This window comes from Rhodococcus sp. SORGH_AS_0301 (assembly GCF_030818285.1).
Taxonomy (GTDB): Bacteria; Actinomycetota; Actinomycetes; order Mycobacteriales; family Mycobacteriaceae; genus Rhodococcoides.
In genome coordinates this window covers 3,901,368-3,917,830 of the sequence record NZ_JAUTAC010000002.1, presented here as the reverse complement: position 1 = coordinate 3,917,830, position 16,463 = coordinate 3,901,368, and the positions used below count along the sequence as shown (strand labels likewise).

Below are 16,463 nucleotides of genomic sequence, written 5' to 3'. Positions count from 1 at the left end.
TCAGGCCTTCCACTCCGCGGTGCGTTCCGGGGTCGCCTGCGCCAGCGCATCGACCGTCGCGTCGACTCCGAAGTCCTTGCCGTACACGGGTGTACCCGGCTGCTGGCGCCAGGAGTCGGCCAACGATCCGGCGTCGACGACGTCGAAGCCGATCTCGTCGATGACGGCGGACACGATCTTCTTGGCGTCGGCATCGTCGCCGGCGATCGGCAGCGCGATGCGGCCCTCGGTGCCGGCCGGGACGCCCTTGTTCAGGAGGTGCTTCCACCAGATTCCGTTGAATGCCTTCACGACCGGCTCGCCCAGCAGTTCCGAGACCCACACGCTCTCCGGTGTGCCGTCCTCGATCGCGTCGATCTTGCCGTCCCGCTGCTGCGGGTAGTAGTTGTTCGTCTCGATCACCGGAGCACCGGGCTTGCGGGCCGAGAGGATGCCGGACGCGAGGTCCGGCGTGTTCTTCTGCGGGATGCTGACGATGACGAGATCCGCGTCGGTCGCGGCGTCCTTCGCCCAGACCGCGGTGGCGCCGGTCTCGGACGCCAGATCCGCGAGGGTCTCCGGATCCCGAGAGTTGGCGACGGCAACCTCGTGGCCCACGGCGCGCAGCCGTCGGGTCAGGGTTCCGCCGATGTCGCCTGCTCCGATGATGCCGATCTTCACGTGCTTCTCCTTCGGTCGTGCAACGAACGTCTCGTTCGGCCAACCCCGTCCGCGCGGGAATGATTCCCCCGTGGCGGCGGATCCTCGGCGCACCGGCGGTCTCTCAGGGCGCGCCGAACCCGGCGTCGGCCAGCACCTTCCGTCCGTCGGGACCGGAGACGAAGTCGACGAAGGCGCTCGCGATGTCCGGTGCGCCGGAGTCGGCCAGTGCGGCGATGGGATAGGAGTTCACCGCGCCCGACGCCTCCGGGAACGGCACGGTGACGACGGCGTCACCGGCGCCGGCCGCGTCGGTGACGTAGACCAGGCCGGCATCGGCCTGACCGGACGTGACCTTGCCCAGAACGTCCGTCACGGACGATTCCTCGCTGGCAGGGGTGAGGCTCACCCCGGCGGCCGTCTCGATCTTCTCGGTGGCGGCACCGCACGGAACCTGCGGCGCGCACACGACGACCGTGGCCCCGGACGTCGCCAGGTCCGAGAACGAGCCGATCCCGGCGGGGTTGCCCGGCGGAGTGACGATCGTCAGAGTGTTGGTCGCGAACGTGACCGGGTCACCGTCGATCAACTCGGCGTCCCGTGCCTTGTCCATGGTGATCGTGTCCGCCGAGGCCAGAACGTCCCCGGGCGCACCCTGCGACAACTGGGACACCAGATCGGCCGACCCCGCGAACGTGAACGTCACGGTGGTACCCGGGCGGGTCTGCTCGAACTGCTCACCCAGCTCGGTGAACGACGCCTTCAGCGACGCGGCAGCGAACACGGTGATGCCGTCTTCGGCCGGTCCGGGCGAGGAGCACCCCGTGAGCGACAGTGCCACCACCGCCGCGCACCCCAGCGCTGCGATCCTCATCGTCACCATGTCGGCTCCTTTCGCCGCAGATGCGGTTCGAAGGAGACCATATAGGAGCATGCGCGCCCGGAAGGGTCAGACGTCCTCGAATGCGGCGACCACGAGATGCTGAGTGCGTCGGCCGAGCGGAATCTCTGCGTCCGGGCGGCGAAGTGGGGCTGCATCGCCGTCGAACAGGGCGACGATGTCGTCGGTCGGTACCGAGGATCCGCTGTCGTCGAGGAACCTGAGGGCGACGATCGCGGTCGCGTGGACACGTCCGTCGACGTCGAAGATCTGTTCGAGATAGGCGTTCTTCGCGTCGACACCGAGGAAGCGGGTGGACACCGAGAACTTCGTCCACAGGGTGAGGGAGCGGACGTACGTGATGGTCTGTGACGCGACGACGGGATGCCACCCGCGTCCACGCAGGGCTCGCCACAGGCCACCGCGCACGAACATGTCGACTCGACCCGCGTCGAGTACGGACAGGTATCGACCGTTGTTCATGTGCATCAGCACGTCCAGATCGGACGGTGCGACGCGGAACCACGTACGGGTCGGGTCGACCCGTACCGGCCCGCGTCCCGTGCGCCACGGCGCCATCTGTCGGAGCAGGCGGAGCGACATCAGCATGGCGTCACTATGACGGTTCGGTCGCCCCGCGGAGTCGTCAGGGTTCGGTCGGCATGGACGTGAGGTGCGCGAGGAGCGGCGCGGCACGGGTGAGCAGAGCCGCATCCTCCGCTGACATGGCCGCGAGTCGGCGTCCGACGGCGTCGATCCACACGTCGTCGATCATCTCACCGTGTCGACGTGCCGTGGCGGTGGAATGCAGCCGACTCGACCGTCTGTCACCGGGATCGGTGTCCCGCGCGAGCAGCCCCTTGTCGATCAGACGTCGCACCGTCGTGCTGACGTTGCTGCTGTGCAGGCCCAGCGTGCGGGCGACGTCCGAGACGGTGGTCCCTTCGTGGCTGACCACCACACGCAGAACCTCGAGTTCGGAATGGGGGAGGGCGGGCAGTCCGGACTGTCGTTCGCCGAATCGGCGCAGCGACCACACGAGAGCCCGCACCTCGCGGGCGATGTCGATCACATCGGACTCGCTCACTGGACTTCCAGACGCCATGACTGACATTCTACCCGTGTGAGTATGTATAAAGTTATATCCAATACGGAGGCCACCCGATGAGCGTCGACACTCGGTCCGGCGACACCGTCGACTCGACCGCCGCGCGGCCGGTGGCGTCCGGCGTGATCGCGATGCTGGCGCTCCTTGCCGCCGTCGCGCCCCTGTCCATCGACATGTATCTGCCGGCATTCCCCCGCATGGCCGAGGAGTTCGGTGTCAGCGCCACGGCGATCCAGCTGACCCTCACGACGTTTCTCGTCGGTCTCGCGATCGGCAACCTGGTGATCGGGCCGCTGTCCGACCGCTTCGGTCGACGCCCCTTGCTCCTCGTGGGCACTTTCGTGTCCATCATCGCGACCATCCTGTGCGCGTGGTCTCCGACCGTCGAGTGGCTCACCGTGTTCCGGTTCTTCCAGGGCTTCACCGGCGCCGCCGGCGTCGTTCTCTCCCGCGCCGTCATCAGTGACCGTGCACGCGGCGCGGCGGCCGCCAAACTGTTCAGCCTCCTCGTGCTCGTCAACGGAGTCGCTCCCGTCATCGCCCCGCTGCTCGGCGGTGCGGTCATCGGTCTGACAGGGTGGCGCGGCGTCTTCTGGGTGCTCGCCGGTGTGTCCGTCCTGATGTTCGTGGGTGTGCTCGCACTCCTGCCGGAGAGTCATCCCGCCGAGCTCCGCAGCACGGGCGGACTCTCCACCATGATCGCGGACGCACGGGAGGTCATGTCCAACAAGCGATTCCTGGGCTATGCGGGCGCGTTCGCCTTCGGCTTCGGCGTCATGTTCGCCTACATCTCCGCATCGCCCTTCGTGCTGCAGGAGGTGCACGGGCTTTCGACGACGTGGTACTCCATCGCCTTCACGGCCAACGCACTCGGCATCGTCGTCACCAGTGGTGCCAACGCCAAGCTCGTCGACCGCGTCCGTCCGGAAGCGCTGTTGCGCATCGGTCTCGTCTCGATGGTCGCGTTCTCGGCACTGCTCGTCGTCGACGCGGTGGTCGGGCCCTACCTGTGGGCGACCCTGGTACTGCTGTGGTTCGCCGTCGCCAGCCTGGGTCTGGTGATCGCCAACGCGACGACTCTCGCACTGGGAGAGGCGCGCCGGGCCGCGGGCACGGGATCGGCCGTCATGGGCGCGGCCCAGTTCGGCCTCGCCGCGGTCATCTCGCCGCTGGTGGGACTCGGCGGCGAAGGCACCGCGGTGCCCATGGCCGTCACCATGCTCGTCAGCGCGATCATCGGCCTCGGCGGGGTGGTGTTCGGAACCCGTTCCCCCACAGAGCAGTCGGTCACCGAGGCACACTGAGGACGAAGGCGGTGCCGTCGTACACGACGTCGCCGCCGTGGGCCCGCGCGTAGGTTCGGGCGATGGTGAGGCCGAGTCCCGATCCCTCCGAGGTGCGAGCGCTGTCCAGCCGCACCATCCGGTCGAAGATCCGCTCGCGATCCTGAGCGCCGATGCCCGGTCCTTCGTCGGACACCCGGATCGTCGCGGTGGTACCGGCGTCGCGCACGTCGACGGTGACGACGCCGTCCGGCGGTCCGTGGCGCAGCGCGTTGTCGGTGAGGTTGGCCAGGATTCGAGCGAGTCGTGCGGCGTCGACCGGCGCGACCACGCTCTCGCCGGTCACCACGACGGTCGAGTCCGGTGCGAGCAGCCGCGCCCGGTCGGCGTCGGCACGGGCCAGAGCGAGAAGGTCGTGGTCATGCCGATCCAACTCCACGTCGTCGTCGGTGCGCGCCGACATCAGCAGATCGTCGATCAGCCGGGATGCGCGGCGTGATTCACGAATCATCGACGCCAGCAGTCGTTCCCGCACGTCACGCTCGGAGTCGACGCCGCCCCGCAGCAGCGTCTCGGCGGCGGCGGAGATCCCCGCGACCGGCGTTCTCAAGTCGTGAGCAGCATCGTCGACGAACTGCCGTGTGCGATCGGCGGTGGCACGCTCGCGCGCCTCGGCTCCTTCGAGCTCGTCGAGCATCTCGTCGAATGCCGTTGCGGTCTCCCCGAGCTCGGTGTCCGACCGGGAGGGGGCGAGTCGATCACCGCGGTTGCCCCGGGTGATCGAGCGGGCCAGTGCCGTCATGCTGCGCAACGGTCGAAGCGATGCGCCGACGACCACCGCCATGAGCAGGGCGGCCACCGCCGTCGCGACGAGCATCAGCGGAATCAGCACCACGAGCAACTGTCGCTGCACGGCGTCGATCGAGGACGTGTCGACGGCGACCGTGAGAACCGATCCGTCGGTCAGAGTCGTCGTCGAGACCCGCGTCGGCCTCGTCTCCTCCGGGCCCGGTGGGGGTCCCGGCGGGGGACCGTCTCCCGGCGTTGCCGGCGGACGTAGTGCGGGCGGCGGTGTCGTCGCTCGGAGCGCGAGGTCGCCGACGATACGGCCGTCCGTCGTCACCAGTTGCGCCGCCACGTTCTCTCCCTGTGTGGCGGAGACGATCTCGGTGGGATCGGCACCGTTGTCCAGCAGTTGCTGCGCGGTGGCGGTGCGGCCGGCGAGGCTGTCTCCCGCCGAGGCCTCGAGCTGGCGTTGCAGCAACACCGTGGTCGCCACGACGATGCCGACGAGCAGGACGAGTACCACCGACATCACCGACACGAGCAGTCGCAGGCGCAGGGAGCCGGTGCGAAGACCGCGACGGGGTGGGGGCGTCATGCTGTCGGACTCACGGTGTCGGCGGCCAACACGTAGCCGATGCCGCGCCGGGTGTGGAGAATGCGCGGGCCGAACTCCTCGAGCTTGCGACGCAGCGCGCTGATGTGGACCTCGACGAGGTTCTCGTCGTATGCGTCGTACCCCCACACCTGCGTCAGGATCTGGGTCTTGGACACCGTTCGCCCACGCTGAGCGGCGAGGTAGGACAACAGCTTCCACTCCGTGGCCGTCAGGTTGAGGGCGTGGCCGCCCCGACTGGCGTCACCCGATTCGGTGTCCACCGACACGTCTCCGCACTCGATCGAGGTGGCGACCGCGCCGTGTCGACGGAGCACCGCGGTGACGCGGGCGAGGAGCTCCGCCATCGCGAACGGTTTCACCAGATAGTCGTCAGCGCCGGCGGTGAGCCCGGTGACGCGGTCGGACACCGAGTCGCGCGCCGTGAGCATCAGCACCGCCGCGTCGCTGCTGCGGCGCGCGACCCGCAGGAGCTCGAGTCCGTCCCGGCCGGGAAGCATGATGTCCAGGACCACGAGGTGGGGTCGATGGTTCGCGAGCGCGGCCTCGAACGCGGAACCGTCCGCGTCGGACCGGACGTCGGCACCCAGGTCCGCGATCGCGGTGGACACGGACAGCCGCAACGTCTCGTTGTCCTCGATCACGAGGATTCTCGGGGTCGCTGCGGGTCGCCGTTCGGTCACGACACCACTATGCGGGTCCCGAGCTGAAGACTTGCTGAAGACGAGGCCCTGATCGCCGCGACTTCAGGCAGGCTTCAGGTCCACGATCGAGTGTCGACCTCACGAACGGCGCCGCCCGGTGCCGACGAGAGATGAGGACGACAATGTCGACAAGAGTGATGCGTGTAAGGGCAGGCCGACTGATCGCCGGAGCAGTGCTCGCCGGTGGGCTGCTGCTCGGAGCGGTGGGAACCGCGTCTGCCGACGGCCCGGGCGAGGCGCCGCCGGTCTCCGAGAGCGCGGCGCCCGACGCCTCGGCGCCCGCGACTCCGGCACCCGACGCTGCGGCACCCGACGCTGGTGCGACGTGCGCGACGCCTCCGGCCCCGCCCGAGGGTGCACCGACTCCGCCCGAGGGTGCCCCGACCCCGCCCGAGGGTGCTCCGACTCCGCCCGAGGGTGCGCCGACCCCACCCGAGGGTGCTCCGACCCCGCCTGCTGCGGGCGAGGGTGGTCCGACCCCGCCCGAGGGTGCACCGGCTGCCCCCGAGGGCGCGCCGGCTCCGCCTGCGCCCGGTTGCGGTCCTGACAGTGGCCCGGCGGGCCCCGGCCATGGTGGTCCGGCCGGTCACGGGCCTGCAGGTAAGGGTCCGGGCGCAGCGCCGGGCGCTCCGGCGCCCGAGGGTGCTCCCGCACCGGCCGAGTGCGAGGCCCCCACACCCTGATCATCTCGCGTGGTGTCGGCACGCGTTGCCGGCACCACGCGCACGGGTTCCAGCGCCGTGCACCCCGTTCAGCTGGCTGAAATGGGTGTTCACCTGCAGGAAGGGGTGCGCATCGCCCGGTGCCCAACCCGTTCGCCCGAATCGTGGCCTCCCTCTCAGGGGCTGCGCCTCCGCGATCAGCGCCGCACCCGACCCGCACAGGCCCCAGCGCCGTACACCCCGTCCAACCGGCCGCAGTAAGTGTTCGCCTGCAGCAAGGGGTGCACATCGCCCGGTGCCCAACCCATCCGCCCGAATCGTGGCCTCCCTCTCGGGGGCCGCGCGTCCGCTATCAGCGCCGCACCCGCACAGGCCCCAGCGCCGTGCACCCCGCAGTGGATGTTCACCTGCAGTAAGGGGTGCGCATCGCCTACCGCATCGCCCACAGCGCCCACCCCCCGACCGACAGCACCCCCGACCACCCATCGTGAGGCATCGAACAGTACGTACTCTCACTATCAGTGTACGATGGACCCGTGACCACCACCGATCCCCTCGCGCTCGACCGTCAGGTGTGTTTCGCCCTGGCCGTCACCAACCGCGCGGTGCTCTCGGTCTATCGGCCGATTCTCGAACCGCTCGGACTGACGCACCCGCAGTACCTCGTCATGCTCGCCCTCTGGGAGCGGGCACCGATGTCGGCGGGGGAGATCGCGTCGGCTCTGCAACTCGAACCCGCCTCGCTGACGCCGCTGCTCAAGCGGCTCGACGCCGACGGTCTGCTGACCCGGCGCCGGAGCGACACCGACGAGCGCAGGCTGGTGATCGACCTGACCGACGAGGGGCGACAGTTGCGAGGTTCGGCGGAGTCCATACCGGGCACCGTCATCGAATCTCTGGGTGTCGATGTGAGCGAGCTCGAACAACTTCACGCGGTGCTCACCCGGATCAACACCGCGGCCATCGCGGTCGGTGCACTGTCGACCGAGCGGAGGAGCACACGATGAGCAGGACTCGCCCGGGGCCGCTGCAGTGGATCGGTTATTCGTTCGGCCGCACGTTGCCCCTGTCCATGCAGGCCTGGGTGCGTGAGGACCTGATCGGTGATCGTGCGGTTCCGCGTCATCTGCTGCGCAGCATGGTGCCGTTTCTCCCCATCTTCGCGGCGTTCCTGCTGTTCCCCGGTGAGTTGTGGCTGCGCGGCGCGATGATCCTGCTGGCGGTACTGCTCGCGCTGTTCTACGCCGCCGCGTACATGGAACCCAACCGTCGCCGTCGTCTCAAAGCGCACGGGTTGTCGCCGGACCTGCAGAACCCGAAGAAGGTCGCGCGGGACGAGGCGGAACGCCGCGCCTACGAGCGCTGGCACCCCAACCGCTGACACCCGCTGTGGCCCTGCGGGCCGTCGCCGACGAGAGTGGGTGCCGTGCGACTGTGGCCGACCGGACTGCGCGACGGCAGTGACCCCGATCCGAGATTCACGCTCGCGAACGAGCGGACGTTCCTGGCGTGGATCAGGACGTCACTCGGCCTCGTGGCCACGGCCGCGGCACTCGAGGCGTTCGGTGGGGATCTGCTGCCTCCGTGGCTGAGAACCACCCTCGTGCTGGGGCTGGCTCACTCTCGCGGCGGTTCTGGCCGTCGGGTCGTTCGTGCGCTGGATCCGTATCGAGACGGCCATGCGCCGGCGGGCGTCACTGCCTCTCCCCGCTGCGGCGGCGCTGCTCGCGGGGGGTCTGGTGATCGCCGTGGTGGCGTTCGCGGTGGGGCTGTACCTGTGACGGAGGCACCGGGCCTGCAGGCCGAGCGCACCACGCTCGCGCGGGTGCGGACCGCACTGGCCATGGCGGTCACGGTCCTGATCGTCGCGCGTGCGGTGCGGGATCATCCACCGCTGGTGGCACTCGCAGTGCTGTGTGCCGTGCTCCCCGTGACGACCGTCGCCTTCTCGACGAGGACCCATTCCCGACTCGTCGACGGCATGGACCGGGACGTGCTCCCCGGTGCCGCAGGCCGGCTCGTCGTCCTGCCCGTCGTCGTCGTCCTGCTGGCAGTGGTCACCGCGCTGGGTCTGTGAGAGCAGGTCATCGGATGACTCGACGACGCGGACCGGGGTACTCCCCGCCGGTGACGAGACGATCGAGATGCTGACCGCCGCCCTGTACGGCATCGGCACGGCGCTTCCCCTGGTGATCGGTGCGGCGATCGGGCTGCGGTGGACACTGCCGAAGCGGGTGTTGGCCGGTCTCATGGCCTTCGGTGCCGGGACGATGATCGCCGCCGTGTCGTCGGAACTGTTCGAGCCGGCGTTCCGTCAGGCCGGCATCCTCGTCGCGGGCGCGGCGCTGTTCCTGGGCGCGGGTGTGTACGTCGTGGCCAGCCATCTGATCGAGAACAAGCTCGGGCCCGCAGCGATCGGGTGGGCACTGATGCTCGGCACGATCCTCGACGGAGTCCCGGAGAACACCGCGCTGGGTGTCTCCCTGACGTCCGGTGGCGGGCTGGTGCTGCTGGTGGCGGTCGCGGTGGGCAACGTTCCGGAGGCTGTCGGTGGTGCATCGTTGATGCGGGACCGACACGACTTCTCCGCGGCTCGGGCGATGACCCTGTGGACGGCCACGGCGGTCGTGCTCGTGGTGGTCACCGTACTGGGCCACCAGTTGTCCGACGCCGTCCCGGAGGTCGGCATCTCGACGGTCCAGGCGTTCGCGGGCGGTGCCACTCTCGCCGTGCTCGCGGACTCCCTGATGCCCGAGGCCTACAAGGACGGCGGCTGGTGGGTGGGCATGTCCACCGCGCTCGGCTTTCTCGTGGCGTTCGCACTCGGCGGGTAGCTGTGACTGGGATCACTCTGCATGGACGTGCGCTTTCCGCGCCGGGCCTCGACTCACCTTTCAGAACGCGATGGTCACCCGCCGTCGCTCCGAACGAAAGGTTTCATCATGGGAATCGTCGACAAGGCAAAGAACGCAGCAGAAGACGCCATCGGCAAGGCCAAGGAAGTTGTCGGTGACGCCACCAACAACAAGGACCTCGAGGCCGAGGGCAAGAAGGACCAGGGTTCGGCCGGCGTGAAGAAGGTCGGCGAGAACGTCAAGGACACCTTCAAGTAAGACTGCACCACTCCACACCCGGGCGGCGCCGGACCCTCAGCGGGTCCATCGCCGCCCGTGGTGTGTCCGGACACTGTCGGGTTCGACGCACACCTCGCTCGAACCGACCGAACGGACATGTTTCTTCCGCGGGTCCGCGGACCATCACTCCTTCGAGCATCCGCTCACTCGATCGCCGGCCAGGACCGGCGACATCGCGAAAGGCACCACCATGACCGACACCACCACCCACGCACACACCGGACGTCGCCGTGCCGGAGGCTTCGTCTCGAAGCTGTCTCTCCTGATCGCGCTGCTCCTCACGATCGCACTGGTGATCTTCATCCTGCAGAACACCGTGCACACGACCATCAACTTCATCGGGTGGAACTTCGATCTGGCACAGGGTGTCGCACTCCTCGGTGCCGCCGTCGTCGGTGCCGTCATCGCCTGGACCATCTCGGGCGCGGTCCGGGTCCGACGCGCCGTCAAGTAGCGCGTCACCGCGGCGATCGGACACCCTCTCGTAGGAGTTGTTCGATCGCCGCAGCGGGCATCGGGCGCGCCAGATGGAAGCCCTGTGCGAGGCGACCGCGCATGCGCGATACGCCTCGGCCTGCTCGGCGGTCTCGATGCCTTCACCTACCACGTCCACTCCGAATGCAGTGCCCAACAACACGATCGCGGCCACGATGGCGTGTGGTCTCGCACCGGGTAGCGCGTTGACGTACGACCCGTCGATTTTGAGACAGTCGAAGATCGGATAACGGTCCAGATACGCGATGCTGCTGTGGCCGGTTCCCAGATCGTCGAGTGCGAACGACACCCCCATCGCGTGCAGCGCCTCGAGAGTGGTGGCCACGCGGGCGTTCTCCTTCACCCACACGGTCTCGGTGATCTCCAACCCGAGACGCGTCGCCGGCAGGCCGGTCGCGTCGAGAGTGCGTCGGACCGACTGCCGGGTTCAGGTGGAGGATGCGGCCGTCCCGTGCGGACAGGGACACCAGCTCGGGCGCGTTCTCGAACACACCCGTCAGAAGGGCGGGGTCCAGGCCGTCGAGCGCCACGAACGACCTCCGAAATGGGAAACGACCGGCGTCTCCGGCCCGATTCACTCGGGTATCCAGAGAACGCCGGTCGACACCACTCGTTCGTCAGATCAGTGCTGCCGTCACCGGCAGCGCGTCGTCACTCCCCGCGCGGAGGGAGCTTCGCCTCGACGCCGCCACCGTTGTGCTCGGGGCCCGAGTCGGGATGACCCGCCGGCACGCGGTTGCGGAAACGAGCCGCCTCGCTGGGCTTCGACGAGGAACCCCCGACGCGCTCGCCGCGGTACGGTCCGGGCTTCGGGGCCATCTTGCCGCCGGGGAAGGCGAGTCGAATGATGGTGCGCTGCACCGATCCCCACTGCTTCATCAACGGGCCCGAGTTGTACGGAAGCTGGTAGCGCTCGCAGATGTCCTTGATCTTCGGCGCGACTTCCTTGTACCGGGTGCTGGGCATGTCCGGGTACAGGTGGTGCTCGACCTGGTAGCTGAGGTTGCCACTCATCAGGTGGAACAGCGACGAGCCCTCGATGTTGGCCGCTCCGACCAGCTGGCGGACGTACCAGCCGCCGCGGGTCTCGTTCTCGGTCTCTTCCTTGCTGAACGTGTACGCCTGGTCCGGGAAGTGACCGCAGAAGATGATGCCGTGCGACCACAGGTTGCGGATGATGTTGGCGACGAAGTCCGCCGTCACCGTGGCGACGAAGGTGCGTTCGATGCCGGCACCGTGCTTGTCCAGAACCTTGGCCACGGAGTTGGTCGCCTTCGACGAGCTCAGCGAGCGCAACCGCGCACCCAGCTTCGACTTGCCGCCGCCCGAGACGCGTCCACCCGAGACGACCTGCACCGCGCCGTAGGCGAGCGCACTGACCGCGGGCCAGCCGATGTAGTCCTTGACGATCTGACGGCGCGCCTTGGTCCCGATACCGCGCAGATCGGTGAGCAGGTCCTTCATGGGCTTCTCGCCCTTGCGGATGGCCTCGATGTCGAGGTCGTGGAGCGCGACGCCCCACTCGAAGAAGGCCATCAGCAGCAGGTTGTAGAACGGCTGCGCGAGGTAGACGGGCGACCACGGCTGGTTCGGGTCGATCCGCATGATCTCGTAGCCGAGATCCTTGTCCTTGCCGCGGATGTTGGTGTACGTGTGGTGCACGTAGTTGTGTGAGTGCTTCCAGGCCTCGGCGGTGGACGCGGTGTCCCAGTCCCACACCGACGAGTGGATGTCCGGATCGTTCATCCAGTCCCACTGGCCGTGCATGACGTTGTGGCCGATCTCCATGTTCTCGAGAATCTTGGCCACACCCAGGCAGGCCGTTCCGGCCACCCAGGCGGTGCGGCTCTTGGAGCCGAAGAGGATCACGCGCCCCGCGACAGCGAGCTGGCGCTGCGCCGCGATGACCGTGGTGATGTAGTTGCGATCGCGCTCACCGAGGTCGGCGTAGACCTCGTCGTGAATGGCGTCGAATTCCTTGGCAAGCTGTTCGATGGTCTCTTCGCTGAGATGTGCGAGCGGACTCTCGATGGACACTTCGGTCTTTTTCCCGGTGTCGATGCTCATGACGAACCCTCCCTGTTACTGCATGTGAATCGGTCTCGTCAGAGATCGATTTCGATATCTCCCTCGGCGGTGTTCACGCAGATGCGTACCGCCTGCCCCGTAGGCTCGGAGACTTCCCCATTGCGTAGATCTCTCAAACGTCCCTTCTTCAGGGTTCCGGTGCAGGTGTGGCAGATGCCGATCCTGCAACCGAACTTGAGATCCAGCCCCGCTTCCTCCCCGGCCGCGAGAATGGGTGTGCCTCCGTCGCATTCGACGTCGGTGTCGCTACGGATGAAGCGGACAGTGCCGCCCTCTCCCTCTTCGTCACCGCCACCGATGACGGGTTGGAAACTTTCGTAGTGGAATTTCTCCGGGTCACCCTCGGATTTCCAGTAGTCGCGCAGATCGTCCAACAGGTCGCCGGGACCGGAGCAGAATGCCTCGCGCTCACGCCAGTCGGGGCACAACTCGTCCAGATCGGTGGCTTTCATTCGACCTCGCTCCTCGGTCACCCGAAGGTCGAGACGCAGCGACGAGTGCTTGCGATCGAGGCGCTCGAGGGTCTCGGAGAACATCGTCTGGTCGCGACTGTGCACGGAGTGGATGACCACGACGTCGTGCATGGCGTCGAGGTGGTCGAGTTCGCGCAACATGCTCATGATCGGTGTGATGCCACTGCCCGCGCTGATGTAGAGCAGTTTGGCGGGCACGGGATCGGGGAGGGTGAAGACTCCCTCGATCTCGCTCAGTCGCACGATGTCGCCCGGCTTGATCCCTTGCACCAGGAACGGGGACACCGTGCCCTCGGGGACCAGCTTGGGGCTGACGGAGATCAGGCCGTGGTCGCCGTGCGGGTCGGAGGTGATCGAGTAGGCGCGCCAGTGATAGCGGCCGTCGATGACCACGCCCAGTCGGAGGTACTGGCCGGGCTGGTGCCCACCCCAGTCGTACCCGGGCCTGATGAACACCGACACCGCGTCGGTGCCTTCCCTCTCGACCCGGTCGACCTTCCCGCGGAGCTCCTGGGTGGTCCACAACGGATTGATCATCTCGAAGTAGTCGTCCGGCCTCAGCGGGTTCGACAGATGTTTGAATGCCTTGAGCATGGTTCGGCGGAGTACCGAAACCTGGGGTCGTGCGCCGCGTTCTGCCACAGGTCACACGCTATCGCCACGGCGCGGATCCGCGTCCGTAAACGGACGATTGTGGACAGAAACGAGTCCGTTTCGCTTCCGTCGTCGCGGTGGACGAAGATTCGTGTCCGAGGTTTGGATGCAAGCGTCCTGGTAGCCGCCCGACGGGCGGCGGACGTGCGACGACGAGGGGTGAACTGTGCCGATCGTGGACAACGCCGTGTACGTGCACGGGGCGCGTACCGACGAGCCGGAGAGTCTGGATCGCACGTACGAGCTCCTGCGGGCGTGCGGCGGCATGGCGTGGATCGGGCTGTATCGTCCCGACAAGACCGAGATCGACTCGGTGGCAACCGAATTCGGGCTGCACCGATTGGCGGTCGAGGATGCCGTCCAAGCGCACCAGCGGCCCAAGCTCGAACGCTACGGCGATCAGTTGTTCGTCGTCCTGCACCCCGCGCGCTACATCGACGAGACCGAGAAGGTGGAGTTCGGCGAGCTCCACGTGTTCTGCGGTCCCGATTTCGTCGTCACCATCCGCCATGCCGAGTCACCCGACCTGGGCGTGGTCCGTAAACGGCTCGAAGGTGCGCCGAAGCTGCTCGAACTGGGAACCGAGGCCGTGCTGTACGCGATCCTCGACCAGGTGGTCGACGAGTACGAACCGGTCGTCGCCGGTCTGGAGAACGACATCGACGAGATCGACGACCAGCTGTTCACCGGCGATCCCGACGTCTCCCGTCGCATCTACGAGCTCTCCCGCGAGGTGATCGAGTTCCAGCGCGCGACCCACCCGCTGGTGTCGATGATCGAGGCCCTCGGCCGCGGATCGGAGAAGTACAACGTGGACATCGAGCTGCGGCGCAACCTGCGCGACGTGCTCGACCACGCGATCCGCATCACCGAGCGCGTCGACTCGTTCCGCGCCAATCTGCAGAACGCCCTGTCGGTGCACACCACCCTGGTGGGACAGCGGCAGAACGACGAGATGCGTGCGATGACCCAGGTGAGTCTGGAACAGAACGAGCAGGTCAAGCGGATCTCGTCCTGGGGCGCCATCCTCTTCGCGCCGACTCTCATCGCCGGCATCTACGGTATGAACTTCGAGCACATGCCGGAGCTGAGCTGGACGTTCGGCTATCCCGGAGCCGTCGGCGCGATGCTGCTCGCGTCGTGCGCGCTGTACATCGTGTTCCGGAGACAGAAGTGGCTCTAGCCCCGTGCGGCTCAGCGCAGCCGGCCCGGCGCCAGGTCCTCCGCGGTGACGCCCCGGTCGGTCACGTCGGCCGGTAACGGCTCGCCGCGGACCAGCGCCGCACCGACGCGCGCCAGTGCCGCGCACGTCTGGATGCCGTACCCACCCTGACCCGCGCACCAGAAGAAGCCCTCCACGCTCGGGTCGAACCCCACCACCGGTGTGCGATCGGCGACGAAGGAGCGCAGACCGGCCCACGACGACCGGACACGGCGGCTCGTCACCACGGTCGCTTCCGTGATCTCGTCCAGGGCGCGGGCGATCTCGAGATCGTCGGGCTTAGCGTCACCGGGCGGGCACGGTGTCTCGTCGGCAGGGGAACAGAGCAGACGGACACCCTCCGGCTTGATGTAGAACGATTCGTCCATGTCGCTGATCAGCGGGTGGTGGGTGTCGGCGATCTCGGGCGGCGCGTCCATCACGGCGATGGTGCGTCGTCGCGGCTGCAGGCCGATCCTCGGTACGCCTGCGAGGTCGGCCAGGTCGTCCGCCCAGGCACCCGCCGCGTTCACCACCACCGTGGCGACGAGAGTGTCGCCGGTCGAGAGATCGACCCGCCACTGCTCGCCGACGCGGTCGATCGCGACGACCCGCGCCCCGGTACGAACGGTGCATCCGCGTCGGCGTGCTCCGCGCAGGAAGCCCTGGTGCAGCGCGTCGACGTCCATGTCGAGTGCGCCCGGTTCGACGACGGCCGCCTCGACTGCCGCAGGCCGCAGGAGGGGCGCCCGGTCCACCGCCTCGGCGGTCTCGAGCAGGCGGGCATCGGGAGACAGCGTCCGCAGAGTCGTGAACATCTCCGCGAGAGCGTCGCCCCGGCCCGGACGTGCGAACTGCACGAAGGGGCGTGGAGTCATGACCGTTCCGCGCACCATGTCCGGCGGGTCCACGAGGAAGGCTCTGCTCGCCGTCGTCAGGCCACGGATGACGTGGTTGCCGTAGGTCTCGAGGAACATGGCGGCCGACCGTCCGGTCGAGTGCATCGCCAGGGTCGACTCCCCTTCAAGGAGACACACGGTCCGATCGGACGAGAGTTCCCAGGCGAGCGAGGCACCCGCGATTCCGCCGCCGATCACCAGTACGTCGAGGGCTCGAGAGGCGGCATCGGTGGTCATGGCGGTCGAGGGTAGGCGGCCCGTGTGGAAATCGGGCGCCAGGGGTACCCCGTCCCGCGCGCAACCGTGCGCGCACTCGAACATCGGGAGCCGTCATGAACACAGCTGTCTGGATCGTCATCGCGGTCGTGGTGGTGTTGCTGCTCGTCGCCGTCGGCGTCGCACTGTCGAGGAAGGCGAAGCAGAAGCGCGTCGAGCAGGCCGGTGAGATCCGGGAGCGGGCCGCCGAGCGCAGCGCGGAGGTGGAGCGGTCGGAGGCGCTGGCGCAGAAGTCGGAGGCCGACGCCCGTCGTGCGCAGGCCGAGGCGGACGCCGCGGCAGCGGAGGCCCGCATCGCGCAGCAGCGCGCGCAGGAGCACCAGGGCACTGCCGCCACCGGGCGTGACGAACTGGACCGTGAGTGGGAGCGGGCGAACAAGCTGGACCCGACCGTCCACGACGACGGCACCCCGCGTCGACAGGACGCGAACGCGGCACAGCAGAACCAGAATCCCGCAGACCGGAACGTCACGGACCGGAACGTCACGGACCGCACCACCGGTCTCGGACACGCCGATGCGCCTGTCGTCGGCCCGCACGACACTCCGGGACGCCACGAGCGCTGACG

The 16,463-nt window shown here is 68.0% G+C and carries 20 protein-coding genes and 2 pseudogenes; 12 read left to right on the top strand and 10 right to left on the bottom strand.

Features of this window, described 5'->3' with window-relative positions:
* From QE397_RS19195 to QE397_RS19180, 4 genes are all read right to left on the bottom strand, one after another.
* Nucleotides 1–753 (bottom strand): NADPH-dependent F420 reductase, encoded by a 753-nt coding sequence (locus QE397_RS19195; protein ID WP_081821384.1) that lies wholly within the window; start codon nucleotides 751–753, stop codon nucleotides 1–3.
* Between the two features lie 10 nt (nucleotides 754–763).
* Complete coding sequence (gene modA, locus QE397_RS19190; RefSeq protein ID WP_307097644.1) at nucleotides 764–1,513, bottom strand: molybdate ABC transporter substrate-binding protein; 750 nt, start codon at nucleotides 1,511–1,513, stop codon at nucleotides 764–766.
* Nucleotides 1,514–1,588: 75 nt separating this feature from the next.
* Nucleotides 1,589–2,128: a thioesterase family protein gene (locus tag QE397_RS19185; RefSeq protein WP_051613550.1), complete on the bottom strand. Its 540-nt coding sequence runs from the start codon at nucleotides 2,126–2,128 to the stop codon at nucleotides 1,589–1,591.
* Nucleotides 2,129–2,165: 37 nt separating this feature from the next.
* Nucleotides 2,166–2,606, bottom strand: coding sequence for a MarR family winged helix-turn-helix transcriptional regulator (locus QE397_RS19180; RefSeq protein ID WP_307096738.1), 441 nt, complete (start codon nucleotides 2,604–2,606; stop codon nucleotides 2,166–2,168).
* 77 nt (nucleotides 2,607–2,683) lie between these two features.
* Between QE397_RS19180 and QE397_RS19175 the strand changes: the two genes are divergently transcribed.
* On the top strand, nucleotides 2,684–3,931 hold the full coding sequence (locus QE397_RS19175) for a multidrug effflux MFS transporter (protein ID WP_373425259.1): 1,248 nt from the start codon (nucleotides 2,684–2,686) through the stop codon (nucleotides 3,929–3,931).
* On the opposite strand, the gene QE397_RS19170 is transcribed toward QE397_RS19175, so the two are convergent.
* Complete coding sequence (locus QE397_RS19170; protein ID WP_307096736.1) at nucleotides 3,915–5,291, bottom strand: ATP-binding protein; 1,377 nt, start codon at nucleotides 5,289–5,291, stop codon at nucleotides 3,915–3,917. The two genes, QE397_RS19175 and QE397_RS19170, sit on opposite strands and share 17 nt — an antisense overlap.
* The gene (locus QE397_RS19165) at nucleotides 5,288–5,992 is read right to left on the bottom strand and encodes a response regulator transcription factor (protein ID WP_307096734.1); all 705 of its coding nucleotides are present in this window, start codon (nucleotides 5,990–5,992) and stop codon (nucleotides 5,288–5,290) included. The genes QE397_RS19170 and QE397_RS19165 overlap by 4 nt, the downstream gene beginning before the upstream one ends.
* Before the next feature lie 158 nt (nucleotides 5,993–6,150).
* On the opposite strand from QE397_RS19165, the gene QE397_RS19160 reads away from it, so the two are divergent.
* The 9 genes and pseudogenes from QE397_RS19160 (at nucleotide 6,151) to QE397_RS19120 (ending at nucleotide 10,263) form a co-directional block, all read left to right on the top strand.
* Complete coding sequence (locus QE397_RS19160) at nucleotides 6,151–6,696, top strand: hypothetical protein (protein WP_307096732.1); 546 nt, start codon at nucleotides 6,151–6,153, stop codon at nucleotides 6,694–6,696.
* A 515-nt stretch (nucleotides 6,697–7,211) separates the two neighbouring features.
* Nucleotides 7,212–7,682 (top strand): MarR family winged helix-turn-helix transcriptional regulator, encoded by a 471-nt coding sequence (locus tag QE397_RS19155; protein WP_307096730.1) that lies wholly within the window; start codon nucleotides 7,212–7,214, stop codon nucleotides 7,680–7,682.
* Nucleotides 7,679–8,056, top strand: a complete 378-nt coding sequence (locus QE397_RS19150; protein ID WP_204869587.1) for a DUF5313 family protein — start codon at nucleotides 7,679–7,681, stop codon at nucleotides 8,054–8,056. The genes QE397_RS19155 and QE397_RS19150 overlap by 4 nt, the downstream gene beginning before the upstream one ends.
* Nucleotides 8,057–8,092: 36 nt before the next feature.
* Nucleotides 8,093–8,230: pseudogene (locus QE397_RS19145) on the top strand (DUF202 domain-containing protein); the annotation flags it as partial.
* Nucleotides 8,231–8,327: 97 nt separating this feature from the next.
* Nucleotides 8,328–8,456, top strand: a complete 129-nt coding sequence (locus QE397_RS19140; RefSeq protein ID WP_307097687.1) for a hypothetical protein — start codon at nucleotides 8,328–8,330, stop codon at nucleotides 8,454–8,456.
* Entirely contained in the window at nucleotides 8,453–8,752 is a 300-nt protein-coding gene (locus QE397_RS19135) for a DUF202 domain-containing protein (RefSeq protein WP_222641237.1), read from the top strand. The genes QE397_RS19140 and QE397_RS19135 overlap by 4 nt, the downstream gene beginning before the upstream one ends.
* Before the next feature lie 67 nt (nucleotides 8,753–8,819).
* Nucleotides 8,820–9,509 carry a ZIP family metal transporter gene (locus QE397_RS19130; RefSeq protein WP_027506597.1) on the top strand — a complete coding sequence of 230 codons (690 nt, stop codon included), beginning with the start codon at nucleotides 8,820–8,822 and terminating at the stop codon, nucleotides 9,507–9,509.
* Nucleotides 9,510–9,617: 108 nt separating this feature from the next.
* A complete protein-coding gene (locus QE397_RS19125; protein ID WP_027506598.1) occupies nucleotides 9,618–9,788 on the top strand; it encodes a CsbD family protein in 171 nt (56 codons plus the stop codon).
* Between the two features lie 211 nt (nucleotides 9,789–9,999).
* Complete coding sequence (locus tag QE397_RS19120) at nucleotides 10,000–10,263, top strand: lipopolysaccharide assembly protein LapA domain-containing protein (RefSeq protein ID WP_056443214.1); 264 nt, start codon at nucleotides 10,000–10,002, stop codon at nucleotides 10,261–10,263.
* 108 nt (nucleotides 10,264–10,371) lie between these two features.
* Here the strand turns inward: QE397_RS19120 and QE397_RS19115 are convergent.
* From QE397_RS19115 to QE397_RS19105, 3 genes and pseudogenes are all read right to left on the bottom strand, one after another.
* Nucleotides 10,372–10,710 (bottom strand): annotated as a pseudogene (locus tag QE397_RS19115) (EAL domain-containing protein); the annotation flags it as partial.
* A gap of 245 nt (nucleotides 10,711–10,955) precedes the next feature.
* Nucleotides 10,956–12,371, bottom strand: coding sequence for an acyl-CoA desaturase (locus QE397_RS19110; RefSeq protein WP_307096726.1), 1,416 nt, complete (start codon nucleotides 12,369–12,371; stop codon nucleotides 10,956–10,958).
* 38 nt (nucleotides 12,372–12,409) lie between these two features.
* Nucleotides 12,410–13,507, bottom strand: a complete 1,098-nt coding sequence (locus QE397_RS19105; protein WP_082544393.1) for a ferredoxin reductase — start codon at nucleotides 13,505–13,507, stop codon at nucleotides 12,410–12,412.
* 178 nt (nucleotides 13,508–13,685) lie between these two features.
* On the opposite strand from QE397_RS19105, the gene corA reads away from it, so the two are divergent.
* The gene (gene corA, locus QE397_RS19100; protein ID WP_027506603.1) at nucleotides 13,686–14,702 is read left to right on the top strand and encodes a magnesium/cobalt transporter CorA; all 1,017 of its coding nucleotides are present in this window, start codon (nucleotides 13,686–13,688) and stop codon (nucleotides 14,700–14,702) included.
* 11 nt (nucleotides 14,703–14,713) lie between these two features.
* On the opposite strand, the gene QE397_RS19095 is transcribed toward corA, so the two are convergent.
* On the bottom strand, nucleotides 14,714–15,856 hold the full coding sequence (locus QE397_RS19095; RefSeq protein ID WP_056443223.1) for an FAD-binding oxidoreductase: 1,143 nt from the start codon (nucleotides 15,854–15,856) through the stop codon (nucleotides 14,714–14,716).
* A gap of 95 nt (nucleotides 15,857–15,951) precedes the next feature.
* Here QE397_RS19095 and QE397_RS19090 point away from each other — a divergent pair, with 95 nt between their 5' ends.
* The gene (locus QE397_RS19090) at nucleotides 15,952–16,461 is read left to right on the top strand and encodes a hypothetical protein (protein WP_307096723.1); all 510 of its coding nucleotides are present in this window, start codon (nucleotides 15,952–15,954) and stop codon (nucleotides 16,459–16,461) included.
* Nucleotides 16,462–16,463: the final 2 nt, after the last annotated feature.

What these genes read in the sequence shown, in the direction of transcription:
- modA (WP_307097644.1), bottom strand. Translation starts at nt 1,513, where the DNA reads ATGAGGATCGCAGCGCTGGGGTGCGCGGCGGTGGTGGCACTGTCGCTC.
- QE397_RS19185 (WP_051613550.1), bottom strand. Translation starts at nt 2,128, where the DNA reads ATGCTGATGTCGCTCCGCCTGCTCCGACAGATGGCGCCGTGGCGCACG.
- QE397_RS19175 (WP_373425259.1), top strand. Translation starts at nt 2,684, where the DNA reads ATGAGCGTCGACACTCGGTCCGGCGACACCGTCGACTCGACCGCCGCG.
- QE397_RS19170 (WP_307096736.1), bottom strand. Translation starts at nt 5,291, where the DNA reads ATGACGCCCCCACCCCGTCGCGGTCTTCGCACCGGCTCCCTGCGCCTG.
- QE397_RS19160 (WP_307096732.1), top strand. Translation starts at nt 6,151, where the DNA reads ATGCGTGTAAGGGCAGGCCGACTGATCGCCGGAGCAGTGCTCGCCGGT.
- QE397_RS19150 (WP_204869587.1), top strand. Translation starts at nt 7,679, where the DNA reads ATGAGCAGGACTCGCCCGGGGCCGCTGCAGTGGATCGGTTATTCGTTC.
- QE397_RS19130 (WP_027506597.1), top strand. Translation starts at nt 8,820, where the DNA reads ATGCTGACCGCCGCCCTGTACGGCATCGGCACGGCGCTTCCCCTGGTG.
- QE397_RS19125 (WP_027506598.1), top strand. Translation starts at nt 9,618, where the DNA reads ATGGGAATCGTCGACAAGGCAAAGAACGCAGCAGAAGACGCCATCGGC.
- QE397_RS19120 (WP_056443214.1), top strand. Translation starts at nt 10,000, where the DNA reads ATGACCGACACCACCACCCACGCACACACCGGACGTCGCCGTGCCGGA.
- QE397_RS19110 (WP_307096726.1), bottom strand. Translation starts at nt 12,371, where the DNA reads ATGAGCATCGACACCGGGAAAAAGACCGAAGTGTCCATCGAGAGTCCG.
- QE397_RS19095 (WP_056443223.1), bottom strand. Translation starts at nt 15,856, where the DNA reads ATGACCACCGATGCCGCCTCTCGAGCCCTCGACGTACTGGTGATCGGC.
- QE397_RS19090 (WP_307096723.1), top strand. Translation starts at nt 15,952, where the DNA reads ATGAACACAGCTGTCTGGATCGTCATCGCGGTCGTGGTGGTGTTGCTG.